This is a genomic window from Pseudomonas migulae (assembly GCF_043225285.1).
Taxonomy (GTDB): Bacteria; Pseudomonadota; Gammaproteobacteria; order Pseudomonadales; family Pseudomonadaceae; genus Aquipseudomonas; species Aquipseudomonas migulae_C.
The window spans coordinates 1,980,595-1,993,189 of record NZ_CP171224.1; the positions used below are offsets into that span (position 1 = coordinate 1,980,595).

At 62.2% G+C, this 12,595-nt stretch carries 13 protein-coding genes; 4 read left to right on the forward strand and 9 right to left on the reverse strand.

All coding sequences use genetic code 11. From position 1 onward, the window contains the following. Positions 1–8: 8 nt before the first annotated feature. From rodA to ACF6ZU_RS09190, 6 genes are all read right to left on the reverse strand, one after another. Entirely contained in the window at positions 9–1,112 is a 1,104-nt protein-coding gene (rodA, locus tag ACF6ZU_RS09165; protein WP_392893760.1) for a rod shape-determining protein RodA, read from the reverse strand. A 31-nt stretch (positions 1,113–1,143) separates the two neighbouring features. Continuing rightward, on the reverse strand, positions 1,144–3,039 hold the full coding sequence (mrdA, locus tag ACF6ZU_RS09170; RefSeq protein ID WP_392891723.1) for a penicillin-binding protein 2: 1,896 nt from the start codon (positions 3,037–3,039) through the stop codon (positions 1,144–1,146). Positions 3,040–3,048: 9 nt separating this feature from the next. Continuing rightward, on the reverse strand, positions 3,049–3,516 hold the full coding sequence (gene rlmH, locus ACF6ZU_RS09175; RefSeq protein ID WP_007937439.1) for a 23S rRNA (pseudouridine(1915)-N(3))-methyltransferase RlmH: 468 nt from the start codon (positions 3,514–3,516) through the stop codon (positions 3,049–3,051). A gap of 9 nt (positions 3,517–3,525) precedes the next feature. Beyond that, positions 3,526–4,020 carry a ribosome silencing factor gene (rsfS, locus tag ACF6ZU_RS09180; RefSeq protein WP_392891726.1) on the reverse strand — a complete coding sequence of 165 codons (495 nt, stop codon included), beginning with the start codon at positions 4,018–4,020 and terminating at the stop codon, positions 3,526–3,528. 72 nt (positions 4,021–4,092) lie between these two features. Continuing rightward, positions 4,093–4,815, reverse strand: coding sequence for a nicotinate-nucleotide adenylyltransferase (gene nadD / locus ACF6ZU_RS09185; protein ID WP_392891728.1), 723 nt, complete (start codon positions 4,813–4,815; stop codon positions 4,093–4,095). After that, positions 4,784–6,055 carry a glutamate-5-semialdehyde dehydrogenase gene (locus ACF6ZU_RS09190; RefSeq protein ID WP_392891730.1) on the reverse strand — a complete coding sequence of 424 codons (1,272 nt, stop codon included), beginning with the start codon at positions 6,053–6,055 and terminating at the stop codon, positions 4,784–4,786. The genes nadD and ACF6ZU_RS09190 overlap by 32 nt, the downstream gene beginning before the upstream one ends. A 189-nt stretch (positions 6,056–6,244) precedes the next feature. Between ACF6ZU_RS09190 and ACF6ZU_RS09195 the strand changes: the two genes are divergently transcribed. Beyond that, positions 6,245–6,943, forward strand: a complete 699-nt coding sequence (locus ACF6ZU_RS09195; RefSeq protein ID WP_392891731.1) for a DNA-3-methyladenine glycosylase — start codon at positions 6,245–6,247, stop codon at positions 6,941–6,943. A 187-nt stretch (positions 6,944–7,130) separates the two neighbouring features. Further along, a complete protein-coding gene (locus ACF6ZU_RS09200; protein WP_392891733.1) occupies positions 7,131–8,447 on the forward strand; it encodes a bifunctional DedA family/phosphatase PAP2 family protein in 1,317 nt (438 codons plus the stop codon). Here ACF6ZU_RS09200 and ACF6ZU_RS09205 read toward each other — a convergent pair whose 3' ends face one another. The 3 genes from ACF6ZU_RS09205 to ACF6ZU_RS09215 are packed head-to-tail and all read right to left on the reverse strand — an operon-like array spanning position 8,448 to position 10,124. Continuing rightward, positions 8,448–9,038 carry an LON peptidase substrate-binding domain-containing protein gene (locus ACF6ZU_RS09205; protein ID WP_392891734.1) on the reverse strand — a complete coding sequence of 197 codons (591 nt, stop codon included), beginning with the start codon at positions 9,036–9,038 and terminating at the stop codon, positions 8,448–8,450. A gap of 10 nt (positions 9,039–9,048) precedes the next feature. Beyond that, positions 9,049–9,765, reverse strand: coding sequence for an LrgB family protein (locus ACF6ZU_RS09210; RefSeq protein ID WP_392891736.1), 717 nt, complete (start codon positions 9,763–9,765; stop codon positions 9,049–9,051). Beyond that, positions 9,762–10,124, reverse strand: a complete 363-nt coding sequence (locus tag ACF6ZU_RS09215) for a CidA/LrgA family protein (protein ID WP_392891738.1) — start codon at positions 10,122–10,124, stop codon at positions 9,762–9,764. Before ACF6ZU_RS09215 ends, ACF6ZU_RS09210 begins: the two co-directional genes overlap by 4 nt. A gap of 183 nt (positions 10,125–10,307) precedes the next feature. On the opposite strand from ACF6ZU_RS09215, the gene ACF6ZU_RS09220 reads away from it, so the two are divergent. Both ACF6ZU_RS09220 and ACF6ZU_RS09225 read left to right on the forward strand, forming a co-directional pair. Further along, positions 10,308–10,763, forward strand: coding sequence for a MaoC family dehydratase (locus tag ACF6ZU_RS09220; RefSeq protein ID WP_392891739.1), 456 nt, complete (start codon positions 10,308–10,310; stop codon positions 10,761–10,763). 102 nt (positions 10,764–10,865) lie between these two features. Continuing rightward, positions 10,866–12,584: a C13 family peptidase gene (locus ACF6ZU_RS09225; RefSeq protein ID WP_392891741.1), complete on the forward strand. Its 1,719-nt coding sequence runs from the start codon at positions 10,866–10,868 to the stop codon at positions 12,582–12,584. Positions 12,585–12,595: the final 11 nt, after the last annotated feature.

Below are 12,595 nucleotides of genomic sequence, written 5' to 3' on the forward strand. Positions count from 1 at the left end.
CACCTTATTCAAACTTGTGCGATCCACTTACGATGGGTATGGATCGACATCAAAACCCCAAACGCTGACAGCAGCGTAACCAGCGAAGTTCCTCCGTAGCTAATGAACGGCAACGGCACCCCCACAACCGGCAACAGGCCACTGACCATACCGATGTTGACGAAAACGTAAACAAAAAACGTCATGGTCAGGGCGCCCGCGAGCAATTTGCCGAACAATGTCTGGGCCTGGGCGGTAATCACCAGCCCACGTCCGATCAACAGCAGGTAAATCAGCAGCAGTGCGCAGATGCCGACCAGGCCGAATTCCTCGCCCATCACCGCAATAATGAAGTCGGTGTGGCTTTCCGGCAGGAAGTCCAGGTGTGACTGGGTGCCCAGCAGCCAGCCTTTGCCGAAGACACCGCCGGAACCGATGGCGGCTTTTGACTGAATGATGTTCCAGCCGGTGCCCAGCGGATCACTTTCCGGATCGAGGAACGTCAGGATTCGCTGCTTCTGGTAGTCGTGCATGATGAAGAACCACATCCCCACGGCCACCGGCACGGCAGCAGCGAGCACGCTGAGAATCCAGCGCCAGCGCAACCCGCCCATGAACAGCACGAACGCGCCGCCCGCGAGGATCAACAGCGAGGTCCCAAGGTCAGGCTGACGCACGATCAGAATGAACGGCAAACCGATCAGGAACAGACTGACGCCCACATGCTTGAGCTGCGGCGGCAATGTACGCTTGGACAAATACCAGGCAATGGTCGCCGGCATCAGGATCTTCATGAACTCCGACGGCTGGAAGCGGATCACCCCGGGAATGTTGATCCAGCGGGTGGCACCCATGGCGTTGTGGCCCATGACGTCCACCACCACCAGCAACAACACGCCGACCACATAACCGACCGGCACCCAACGGGCCATGAAGCGCGGTTCGAACTGGGCGATGACGATCATCGATACAAGGCCGATGCCGAAAGACGTGGCTTGCTTGGCCAGCAGGTCCCAGCTCTTGCCACTGGCCGAATACAGCACGAACAGGCTGCCGGCGGCGAGGGTCAGCAACAGGATCAGCAACGGGCCGTCGATGTGCAGGCGTTGCAACAGCGTCGCACGGCGACGCATCACATCCTCGCTGGAGAGGATGCGATCGAAATTACTCTTCACGGGCCGTAGCCTCCGCACTGATTGGGCTGGCGTACTCGGCTTTCAGTCGGCCGTCCTGGTCCAGCAGCCATGCATCCATGACCTGGCGTACAACCGGCGCGGCGACACCGGAACCGGACTCGCCGTTCTCGACCATCACCGACACCACGATTTGCGGGTTGTCGGCCGGCGCGAAGCCGACGAACAAGGCGTGGTCGCGATGGCGTTCCTGAACCTTGGAGCGGTCGTACTTCTCGCCCTGCTTGATCGCGACCACCTGGGCCGTACCACTTTTGCCGGCAATCCGGTACTGCGCGCCGATCGAGGCCTTGCGCGCCGTACCACGGGCGCCGTGCATCACTTGCTGCATGCCGTGGTTGACCTTGGTCCAGTCGGACGGATCGCGCAGGACGATGTCCGGCATGGGGTTTTCATCCTTGGGCCGCTCGCCTTCGACGGTCTTGGCCAGGTGCGGACGGTTCCACACGCCTTTATTGGCCACCAGCGCCGTGGCCTGGGCCAGTTGCAGCGGGGTGGATTGCATGTAGCCCTGGCCGATCCCGAGGATCAGCGTTTCACCCGGGAACCAGGCTTGCCGGCGAGTCGCGCGCTTCCACTCGCGGGACGGCATCAGGCCCGGCGACTCCTCGAACATGTCCAGGGAGACCTTCTGGCCGATACCGAACTTGCCCATGTACGCTGACAACCGATCGATCCCCAGCTTGTGCGCCAGGTCATAGAAGTAGGTGTCGTTGGAACGCATGATCGCCGTGTCCAGGTCCACGTAGCCGTCGCCGGTACGGTTCCAGTTGCGATACTTGTGATCGTAGTTGGGCAGCATGTAGTAGCCGGGGTCAAAGACCCGGGTCGACGCAGTGACCACGCCGGAATCCAGCCCCGCGATGGCCACCGCCGGCTTGATGGTCGAGCCCGGCGGATACAGGCCGCGCAGCACGCGGTTGAACAGCGGTCGGTCGATGGAATCGCGCAGTTCGGAATAAGCCTTGAAGCTGATGCCGGTCACGAACAGGTTCGGGTCGAAACTCGGCTGGCTGACCATGGCCAGCACTTCGCCGGTTTTCGGGTCCAGTGCCACCACCGCGCCCCGGCGACCGCCGAGTGCCGCTTCGGCCGCTTCCTGCAATTTGATGTCCAGGCTCAGGACGATGTCCTTGCCGGGAATCGGATCGGTACGCTTGAGCACCCGCAATACGCGGCCTCGTGCGTTGGTTTCGACTTCTTCGTAACCCACCTGGCCGTGCAGCTCGGGCTCGTAGAAACGCTCGATGCCGGTCTTGCCGATGTGGTGGGTGCCGCTGTAATTGACCGGATCGAGGGACTTCAGCTCTTTCTCGTTGATCCGCCCCATGTAACCCACGGAGTGCGCAAAGTGCGCGCCCTGCGGGTAATGCCGCACCAACTGCGCCACCACTTCCACACCCGGAAGGCGGAACTGGTTCACAGCGATACGGGCGATCTGCTCTTCGGTCAACTCGAACAGGATTGGCACCGGCTCGAACGGCCGACGCCCCTGACGCATGCGTTTCTCGAAGATCACCCGATCCTCGGGCGTCAGCTCCAGCACTTCGACAATCACGTCGAGCACTTGCTGCCAGTCGCCGGAGCGCTCGCGGGTCATGCTCAGGCTGAAGCTCGGCCGGTTGTCGGCCACTACCACGCCATTACGGTCGAAGATCAGCCCACGGGTGGGCGGAATCGGCTGCACATGGACGCGGTTGTTTTCCGACAGGGTCGAGTGGTACTCGTACTGGATCACCTGGAGGAAATACAGGCGAGCGATCAGCACGCCAATCAGCGCCACCACCGCAATTGCCCCGAACACGACGCGGCCACGCACCAGACGGGCGTCTTTTTCGTGGTCCTTGATGCGGATCGGCTGAGACATGAGGCAAAACTACTTGTGGTAGGGGTGGCCGGACAGAACTGTCCAGGCACGGTACAGCTGTTCGCCGATCAGAATCCGCACCAGCGGGTGCGGCAACGTCAACGGCGACAACGACCAGCGCTGATCGGCCCGGGCACAGACTTCCGGCGCCAGCCCTTCGGGGCCGCCGACCATGAAATTGACCGTGCGCGAGTCCAGGCGCCAGCGATCGAGTTCGACCGCCAGCTGCTCGGTGCTCCAGGGCTTGCCGTGGACTTCGAGGGTGACAACACGCTCATTAGGCCCGACTTTAGCCAGCATGGCTTCGCCTTCCTGACGGATGAAGCGCGCCACGTCGGCGTTCTTGCCACGGGTATTGAGCGGTATTTCCACCAGTTCCAGCGCCAGCTCGGACGGAAGACGCTTGGCATATTCATGCCAGCCTTCTTCCACCCATTTGGGCATGCGAGAACCGACGGCGATCAGTCGCAGTCGCACAGCGGTCCCTTACTGCTGGTCTTTGTTGAGCTTGGTGAAATGCTCATGGGTGTTTTCCGGGCTGTGGTGCGCGGCGCTGGCCGAACGGCTTTGCTCGGCACCGGCCCACAGGCGCTCCAGGTCGTAGAACTGGCGAGCCGAGGCGGTCATCATGTGCACGATGACGTCGTCCATATCCAGCAGGACCCAGTCGCTGTCGCCCTTGCCTTCTTCACCCAGTGGCTTGACGCCCTGGGCTTTGACGGCTTCACGGACCTTGTCCAGCATGGCGCCGATCTGGCGGTTGGACGTACCGGTGGCGATGATCATGAAGTCAGTGATGCTCTGCTTTTCACGAACGTCGATGACCTGGATGTCCTGGGCCTTCACGTCTTCCAGGGCTGCCACGGCAACCTTGACCAGCGCTTCGCCAGCCAGCTCGGGGCCGGTTGGTGCTTCTACCGGCAGGGGAGCGCTTTTGAATGTGCCTTTGCGCTTAACTTTAGCTACGTCTTTGTCAGTCATATAAAACTCGTTTTGCTCGTATGTTCGGGCGCTTCGCTACACGCATTCACGTGCCTTGAAGCGCACCCTTTTTCAGTTCGACGCACGGTAGAGTCCGTGCGCATCGATGTAGGCCAGGACCGCGTCGGGCACCAGGAAACGTACCGACTTACCGCTGGCCAGCAGTTGACGGATCTGGGTGGCGGATACCGCGAGCGGCGTCTGCCAGACGAATGCAATCTGTCCGCTCGGCCCATTGAGGGCCAGCGGGTCGCTTACCGAGCGCGCTGCCAGCAGGTTGCGCAAGGCATCCGGCGGTTCGCTGTCGGCATCCGGGCGTTGCAGCACCAGGATGTGGCAATGCTGGAGCAACTCTTCCCAGCGGTGCCAAGTGGGCAGGCCGCAAAATGCGTCCCAGCCCAAAAGTAGAAAAACCTGGTCATCTGCGGCCAGTTCGGCACGCATCAGTTCCAGGGTATCAATAGTGTAGGACGGCTTGTCCCGCTGCAATTCGCGGGCGTCCACCACCAACGGGGCCACACCGGCCACCGCGCACTCGACCATCGCCAGACGGTCCTTCGCCGACACCTGCGGCGTACCGCGATGAGGCGGCCTGGCACTGGGTGTCAATCGCAACTCATCGAGCGCCAGCGATTCGGCGACTTCCAGCGCACCGCGCAAATGGCCGATGTGCACCGGGTCGAACGTCCCGCCCAACATGCCAATGCGTCGCGGCGCGGGTTCGCTGGCGGTGACCGGAGCCGACGGATTAAGGTCGCTCAAGTCAGACCGACGCCTGGCCGCGCAACTGGCCATCACCGACCACGATGTACTTCTCGCAGGTCAGACCTTCGAGGCCCACCGGGCCGCGGGCGTGCAGCTTATCAGTAGAAATGCCAATCTCGGCACCCAATCCGTATTCGAAGCCATCGGCGAAGCAGGTCGGGGTATTGATCATCACCGACGACGAATCGACTTCAGCCACAAAACGCCGGGTGTCGCCCTGGCGTTCGCTGACAATCGAATCGGTGTGATGGGAGCCGTACGTATTGATGTGTTCGATGGCCTGATCCAGCCCGTCGACCACGCGGATCGACAGAATCGGCGCCAGGTACTCGGTGTGCCAGTCTTCTTCGGTGGCCACGGCGGCATCGATGATCGCCCGGGTGCGCTCGCAACCGCGCAGCTCGACGCCTTTTTCGCGGAACTGCGCAGCCATCGATGGCAGGAAATCTTTGGCAACGGTTTGATCGACCAGCAACGTCTCCATCGCGCCGCAGATGCCATAACGGTACGTCTTGGCATTGAAAGCGATACGCTGGGCTTTCGGCAGGTCCGCGTGGGCACTGACGTAAACGTGGCAGATGCCGTCCAGGTGCTTGATCACCGGCACGCGTGCGTCGCGGCTGACCCGCTCGATCAGGCCACGGCCGCCACGGGGCACGATGACGTCGACGTATTCAGGCATGGTGATCAGTGCGCCAACCGCGGCACGGTCGGTGGTTTCGACCACTTGAACCACCGCCGCCGGCAGGTCGGCTTCGGCCAGGCCGCGCTGGATGCAGGCAGCAATGGCACGGTTGGAATGGATCGCCTCGGAACCGCCGCGCAGGATGGTCGCGTTGCCGGACTTGAGGCACAGGCTGGCGGCATCGATGGTCACGTTCGGCCGGGACTCGTAGATGATCCCGATCACGCCCAGCGGTACACGCATCTTGCCGACCTGAATCCCCGACGGACGGAAGCTCATGTCGCGGATCGCGCCGACCGGGTCCGGCAATGCGGCGACCTGGCGCAGGCCGACGATCATGCCGTCGATGCGCTCCGGGGTCAGCGCCAGACGTTCCAGCAGCGCAGGTTCAAGACCGCTGGCGCGACCTGCCGCCAAGTCCAGCTCGTTGGCGGCCGTCAGCTCGGCGCGCGCAGCATCCAGCGCATTGGCCGCTGCCTGCAGGGCGCGGTTTTTCTGCGCGGTGCTGGCACGGCCGATGATGCGCGACGCTTCGCGGGCAGCGCGACCCAGGCGGGTCATGTAGTCGAGAACGGACTCAGTCATTGTCTGTGGTGGTCTTTGCTAAGGTCTTGGTAAAGAGTAAAGCGGCAGATTATAGCTGTCGCGTCCATGGACTAACAGCGGTGACGGGCGGATGGTCGAAATGGAGGGCTATTTGCCGACGTTCAGCCGTGATTAAGCTGCAAATTGTTATCATCGCGACTCAATCAGCTTTGATAAATGCCGCTCATCATGTCCAACCTGACTGTTCGTGCGACCGCTGCAGGCCTGCCCACCGGGCTTCCGGACGCATTTTTCGACCGCGACGCGCAAACGCTGGCGCGGGATCTCCTCGGCAAAGTCATCCGTCATCGCGTCGGTGATTTGTGGCTCAGCGCCCGGATCATCGAAACCGAAGCCTATTACTACGAAGAAAAAGGCAGCCATGCCTCTCTCGGCTACACAGAAAAGCGTAAGGCTTTGTTTCTGGATGGCGGCCACATCTACATGTATTACGCCCGTGGCGGCGATTCCCTGAATTTCAGCGCCAAGGGACCGGGCAACGCGGTGCTGATCAAATCGGCCTATCCATGGGTCGATGAGTTGAGCGGACCGGCCAGCCTGGCGCAGATGCTGTTGAACAACCCCGACGCCCAGGGCCGCCCTCGCCCCTCGCAAAAGCTCTGCGCCGGGCAAACGCTGCTGTGCAAGGCGCTGGGCTTGAAGGTGCCGGTCTGGGACGCCAAGCGTTTCGATCATGAAGTGCTGCTGGTGGAGGACGCCGGCCCGACGCCTGGCCACATTATTCAAACCACGCGACTGGGCATCCCCCATGGCCGTGACGAACACTTGATGTACCGCTTCGTCGATGCGGCTTACGCGCCGTATTGCACGCGGAACCCGCTGCGACGGGGGCAGGTCGAAGGTCGCGATTATTTTTTGCTGTCATGAACACGAAAATCCCTTGTGGGAGCGAGCCTGCTCGCGATGGTCGTCAACGATAACGCGTGCTGCCTGGATAAACGCGGCGTCCTGGAGATCATCGCGAGCAGGCTCGCTCCTACAGGAGGTCGGTGGTGTTTTGCAGGTTGTGTTCGCCCGTGGCGGGCGACTATAAAAATTCAATGGAGTTGTTTTTATGGGCCCATGGCTCGATAGCGTGACCGGATGGCTCGCCGCCAACCCGCAATGGCTCGCAGCGGCAGTTTTCATCGTGGCCTTCGTGGAATGCCTGGCGATTGCCGGGCTGATCGTGCCCGGCACGGTGTTGCTGTTTGCCGTCGCGGTGCTGGCGGGCAGCGGTGCGCTGTCGCTGAGCGAAACACTGCTGCTGGGTTTCGTCGCCGGCGTGCTCGGCGATATCGTTTCCTACTTCATCGGGCGACATTTCCATCAGAACATCCGGCGCCTGCCCGGCCTGCGCCATCATCCGGAATGGATCGCCGGCGCCGAGGCCTACTTCCAGCGCTACGGCATCGCCAGCCTGCTGGTCGGGCGCTTTATCGGGCCGCTGCGGCCGATGCTGCCGATGGTCGCCGGGATGTTCGACATGCCCTTCCCGCGTTTCGCCGCGGTCAGCCTGCTCGCGGCCGCCGGCTGGAGCGTCGCCTATCTGCTGCCGGGCTGGGCTACGGGCGCGGCGATCCGCCTGCCATTGCCGGAAGGCTTCTGGCCTGAGGCCGGGATCGTCGCCGGCAGTATCGCGGTCATGGTGGGATTGAGCGTCACCAGCAGCCTGCGTCGCCATCGCAAGGCGACCATCCTGATTGCCGGCATGAGCGTGCTGATTCTGGCCGGACTGTTCATCGGCTACCCGCACCTCACCGCGCTCGATCAGGGCGTGATGACGCTGATCCAGGAACACCGCAGCCCGGCGCTCGATGAAGTGGCCGTGACCTTCACGCTGATCGGCGAATTCCGCAACATGCTGATGTTCAGCGCCCTGCTCACCGTATTGCTGTTGCTGACTCGGCAATGGCGGCAGGCGATTTTCGCTTGCAGTACGCTGCTCGTCACCGCACTCGGCAACACCTTCACCAAACAGTTTTTTGCCCGGGTACGCCCGGAAGTGCTGAGTGATCCGCTGGTCAGCTACAGCATGCCCAGCGGTCACGCGTCGGGTTCGTTCGCGCTGTTCCTGACCCTCGCCGTGCTGGCTGGCCGTGGACAACCACCGCGAATGCGCCTGACCTGGCTGCTGGTCGGCTGTCTGCCGGCACTGGCGATTGCCTTGTCGCGTGTCTACCTGGGTGCGCACTGGCCGACGGATGTGCTGGCTGGCGCGATGCTGGCTGCGTGCGTGTGTGCGGCGAGCCTGGGGCTGATTCAGCGCCAGACGCCCCTCAACCCCCTGCCACCGAAAGTCTGGTGGCTGATCTTGCCGGCCATGGTGGCGCTGTTCGGCTTCTTTGCGTTGCGGCACCTGCCGCACGCGATGCTGCGATACGCCTACTGATCAGGCGAACAATTCGCCCTGCAACTCGTCCAGCAGCGCCTGAATCGCATCCAGTCGCTGCTGCGGATCATCGAGTTGCAGCAGATCAATCTTGTCCACTTCGGCGAACGGCAACAGGTAAGCCAATTGATTGGCCAACGATTGTTGCCCGGTGGCTTCGGTGCCCATGTTCAACGCCTCGACCATCGGGTGTTCGGCCAGGGCCTTGAGCAGCGCCACCAGGTCGGCGTCTTCGTCCTGCAACGGCTGCTCGGGCTCGTCTTCCAGCCACTTGACCTCGGCGATGGTCAGCTGATCGCGTTGCACCTCGGTGCGCAGCACGTGGAAACGCCGCCCACCCTGTACCCGAATCCCCAGCAGGCCGTTGTCCTGCTGCTTGAAATCGGTGATCAGCGCTTCACAGCCGACCAGCGCATAACCCGCCGGGGCGATGCCGACTTCTTCGCCGTCGAGGATGCACACCACGCCGAAGCCGCCGCCCTGCTTCATGCAGCGGCCAATCATGTCCAGGTAGCGCGCCTCGAAAATCTGCAGATCGAGAATGCAGCCGGGAAACAGCACTGTGTTCAGCGGGAAAAGCGGCAAGCTCATAGACATTTCCTTACACCACCATCGACACCGCCAACGGCAGGAGCACCGCCGTGGCCACGCCCATCAGACTCATCGCCAGCGCCGCAAAGGCGCCGCACTCTTCATTTTCCTGCATCGCCACCGCCGTGCCCACCGCGTGAGCGGTCATGCCCAGCGCCATGCCGCGCGCCTCGGGGCTGTGGACGCCGAGTCGGCTGAGCAGGCTCGGTCCAAAGATCGCGCCGATCACGCCGGTGATCAACACAAACACCGCCGCCAGCGCAGCGACACCGCCAATCTGCTCGGCCACCAGCATGGCAATCGGCGAGGTCACCGACTTCGGCGCCATGGTCATCAGGATCATGTGCTCGGCCCCGAACGACCAGCCCAACAACACGCCCATGCCAGTGGCAACCACGCCGCCTATCACCAGCGTAGTAAATATCGGCCAGAACAACTGTCGGATCCGTCGCAGATTGAGGTAAAGCGGCACGGCCAGCGCCACCGTGGCGGGGCCGAGCAGAATACTGAGGATCTCGGTGCTCTTGCGGTACTCGGCGTACGTCAGGCCGCAACCGACCAGCACGCCAATGACCAGCAGCATCGAGACCAGCACCGGCTGCAAGAAAATCCAGCGGGTTTTCTCGAACGCCGCCAGCACCAGCTGATAGGCGCCGAGGGTAATGCCGATGCCGAACAACGGGTGATGAATCACCGATGTCCACGCGCCTTGCCAGTCGAAGATCATTGCGAGTCCTCACGGTGCGCGTGGCGCTTGACCATGCGCTGCATCAGCACACCGGCAAAGGCCATGGACAGCAGCAGCGACAACACCAGCGCGCCGACGATGGCCCAGAAATCCGCGGCAATGTCTTTGGCGTAAACCATCACGCCCACGGCCGGCGGCACCAGCAGCAACGGCAGGTAACGCAACAGACTGCTGGCCGCCAGGTTCAGCGGCTCACCGACCTGTCCACGGCCGATCAGGTACACCAGCAGAAGCAGCAGGCCGATGATCGGCCCCGGCAGCACCGGCAAAAACAAATGGTTGATGGCTGTGCCCAGCAATTGGAACAACACCAGCCAGGTCAGGCCACGTAACAACATCCGTCCTCTCCCCTGCGAATTCGCGCCGGGCATTATAAGCATGCCAGCGCTATAGACCGGCATTCGCCAAAAGCATGGTCGGTTGACCGGAGCAATTTGCCATGTTGATCTAAAGTGGTAATCCGGGAGGTCAAATCCCCCCACCTCAAAACTATAAAACCGATGAACCCAAGGAGAGTCTCAATGCCCTATGTTCCCGTTGCAGAGCTCAAAGATTATGTCGGCAAGGAACTCGGACGTTCCGCATGGCTCACCATCGATCAGGAACGCATCAACCTGTTCGCCGAAGCCACAGGGGACTATCAGTTCATCCACGTCGACCCGGTCAAAGCCGCGCAAACGCCATTTGGCAGCACCATTGCCCACGGTTTCCTGTCGTTGTCGCTGATCCCCAAACTGATGGAAGACATCCTCATCCTGCCTGAAGGCTTGAAGATGGTGGTCAATTACGGCCTCGACAGCGTGCGGTTCATTCAGCCGGTCAAGGTCGATTCGAAAGTGCGACTGAAGGTCGACCTGACCGAAGTCACCGAGAAGAAACCCGGCCAATGGCTGCTCAAGGCCACCGCCACGCTGGAGATCGAAGGTTCGGAAAAACCGGCCTACATCGCCGAGCCGCTGTCCCTCTGCTTCGTGTAAAACCCCGGGATGCGAAGCAGCGCATGCTGTTTCGCGACCTCTCTCTATATATAAGTCACAGAGCTGCGGCATACTCGGTCGCCTAATTGCCCGGATCCCGCTATGCGCTCACTTGCACTCCTTGCCCTGACCCTGATGCTCACCGCGTGCGGTGACGGCGAATCGCTGTTGCCCCCCGACGCGCGCCTGCCCGACGGCGGACGCTATCGCGGTGACCTGGTCAATGGATTGCTGCAAGGCCAGGGCCGCGTCGATTACCCGAACGGCAGCTGGTACGCCGGCAGTTTCGACAAGGGCCAATGGCATGGCCAGGGCGAATGGCACGGCAGTAACGGCGAAGTGTATCGCGGCAACTTCAACCTCGGTCTGTTCGACGGCCAGGGCACGCTGACCACCAGCGGCAGCAGCTACACCGGCGGTTTCAAGGCGGGTCGACGCGACGGTGAAGGCACGCTCAAAGAAAACGGCATGACTTACCGCGGCGAGTTCAAGGCCGATGAGTATTCAGGGCTTGGTCGTCTGGAGCTTGAGGACGGCAGCTCGTATCAAGGTCAGTTTCTGCATGGCAAGCCCAATGGCAACGGCCAGCGCGGCGACGCCAGCGGCAATCAGTTCACCGGGCATTTCAAGGACGGGCAACTGGAAGGCAACGGGACCTTCAACAGCGCGGATGGCGACATCTACGTCGGCGGCTTCAAGAACAACCAGCTGCACGGCAAAGGCCGCTATGAAAACGCCGACGGCGATGTCTGGCTTGGCCAATTCAAGGAAGGCTCGCTGAACGGCAAGGGCGAGTTGATCGGTGCCGACGGCAGCCACTACATCGGCCAGTTCAGCGATTGGCGCTTCACCGGCCAGGGCCGGCTGAACCTGCCCGATGGCAGCTTCTACATCGGCCAGTTCGACGGCGACAGTTATCAGGGTCGCGGCACGCTGGTGCTGACCGACGGCACGGTGCAGAGCGGCACCTGGGCCAATGGCCAGCGCGTGCGCGATGCCGACGGCAAGTTGCTGCCCGACAGCCTCGAACTCGGCCTGCTGGCCCAGGGCCGCTTGCTCGACGACGCATTGGCCAATGTGCCGGCCTCGACCCCGGCGGTCGAGTTGTACACCCTGACCCTCGGCGGGGACGGCAAGCAAAGCGTGTTCCTGCGCGAATCCGATTACGTCAGCAACATGCTCAACAGCCGCTTCGGTGCGTTTGGCCAGATCCGCCTGGTGAACCACCGCGACCACCTCGTCGACCGGCCGATGGCCACCCGGGAAAACCTGCGCCGCGCCGCGCTGACCCTGGCCGAGCGCAGCGGCCCGGAAGACCTGATCTTCATCTACCTGACCAGCCATGGCACCAGCGAACACGAACTGGTGCTCGACCAGCCGCGCATGGAGCTGTCCGACCTGCCCGCCGACGAACTCGCTGCCGTGCTCGCCCCGCTGAAAAACCGCGACAAGATCGTGGTGATTTCGTCCTGCTACTCCGGCGGCTTCATCCCGCCCCTCAAGGACGAACGCACCCTGATCATGACCGCCTCCCGCGCCGACCGCGTGTCGTTCGGTTGCTCGGAAGAAGCCAACTTCACCTACTTCGGCGATGCGCTGTTCGCCCAGGCCCTGAACCAGACCGACGATCTGGAACAGGCCTTCAAGCTGGCCAAGGCCACCGTCGCCGAGCGCGAGCTGGCGGACAGCTTCGAAGCCTCTGAACCGCAGATCTGGGCACCGAAAACAGTCCTCTCGCACTGGCAGCTGTTACGCAAACAGCAGGCGCGAAAAGCACTACAAAGTGTCTCCATCGACAGCAAGGATTCAAAGAGCAACTAAGCTGAACAGTA

What these genes read in the sequence shown, in the direction of transcription:
- ACF6ZU_RS09195 (WP_392891731.1), top strand. Translation starts at nt 6,245, where the DNA reads ATGTCCAACCTGACTGTTCGTGCGACCGCTGCAGGCCTGCCCACCGGG.
- nadD (WP_392891728.1), bottom strand. Translation starts at nt 4,815, where the DNA reads ATGGCCAGTTGCGCGGCCAGGCGTCGGTCTGACTTGAGCGACCTTAAT.
- rsfS (WP_392891726.1), bottom strand. Translation starts at nt 4,020, where the DNA reads ATGACTGACAAAGACGTAGCTAAAGTTAAGCGCAAAGGCACATTCAAA.
- ACF6ZU_RS09200 (WP_392891733.1), top strand. Translation starts at nt 7,131, where the DNA reads ATGGGCCCATGGCTCGATAGCGTGACCGGATGGCTCGCCGCCAACCCG.
- ACF6ZU_RS09220 (WP_392891739.1), top strand. Translation starts at nt 10,308, where the DNA reads ATGCCCTATGTTCCCGTTGCAGAGCTCAAAGATTATGTCGGCAAGGAA.
- ACF6ZU_RS09205 (WP_392891734.1), bottom strand. Translation starts at nt 9,038, where the DNA reads ATGAGCTTGCCGCTTTTCCCGCTGAACACAGTGCTGTTTCCCGGCTGC.
- rodA (WP_392893760.1), bottom strand. Translation starts at nt 1,112, where the DNA reads ATGCGTCGCCGTGCGACGCTGTTGCAACGCCTGCACATCGACGGCCCG.
- ACF6ZU_RS09215 (WP_392891738.1), bottom strand. Translation starts at nt 10,124, where the DNA reads ATGTTGTTACGTGGCCTGACCTGGCTGGTGTTGTTCCAATTGCTGGGC.
- mrdA (WP_392891723.1), bottom strand. Translation starts at nt 3,039, where the DNA reads ATGTCTCAGCCGATCCGCATCAAGGACCACGAAAAAGACGCCCGTCTG.
- ACF6ZU_RS09210 (WP_392891736.1), bottom strand. Translation starts at nt 9,765, where the DNA reads ATGATCTTCGACTGGCAAGGCGCGTGGACATCGGTGATTCATCACCCG.
- ACF6ZU_RS09225 (WP_392891741.1), top strand. Translation starts at nt 10,866, where the DNA reads ATGCGCTCACTTGCACTCCTTGCCCTGACCCTGATGCTCACCGCGTGC.
- ACF6ZU_RS09190 (WP_392891730.1), bottom strand. Translation starts at nt 6,055, where the DNA reads ATGACTGAGTCCGTTCTCGACTACATGACCCGCCTGGGTCGCGCTGCC.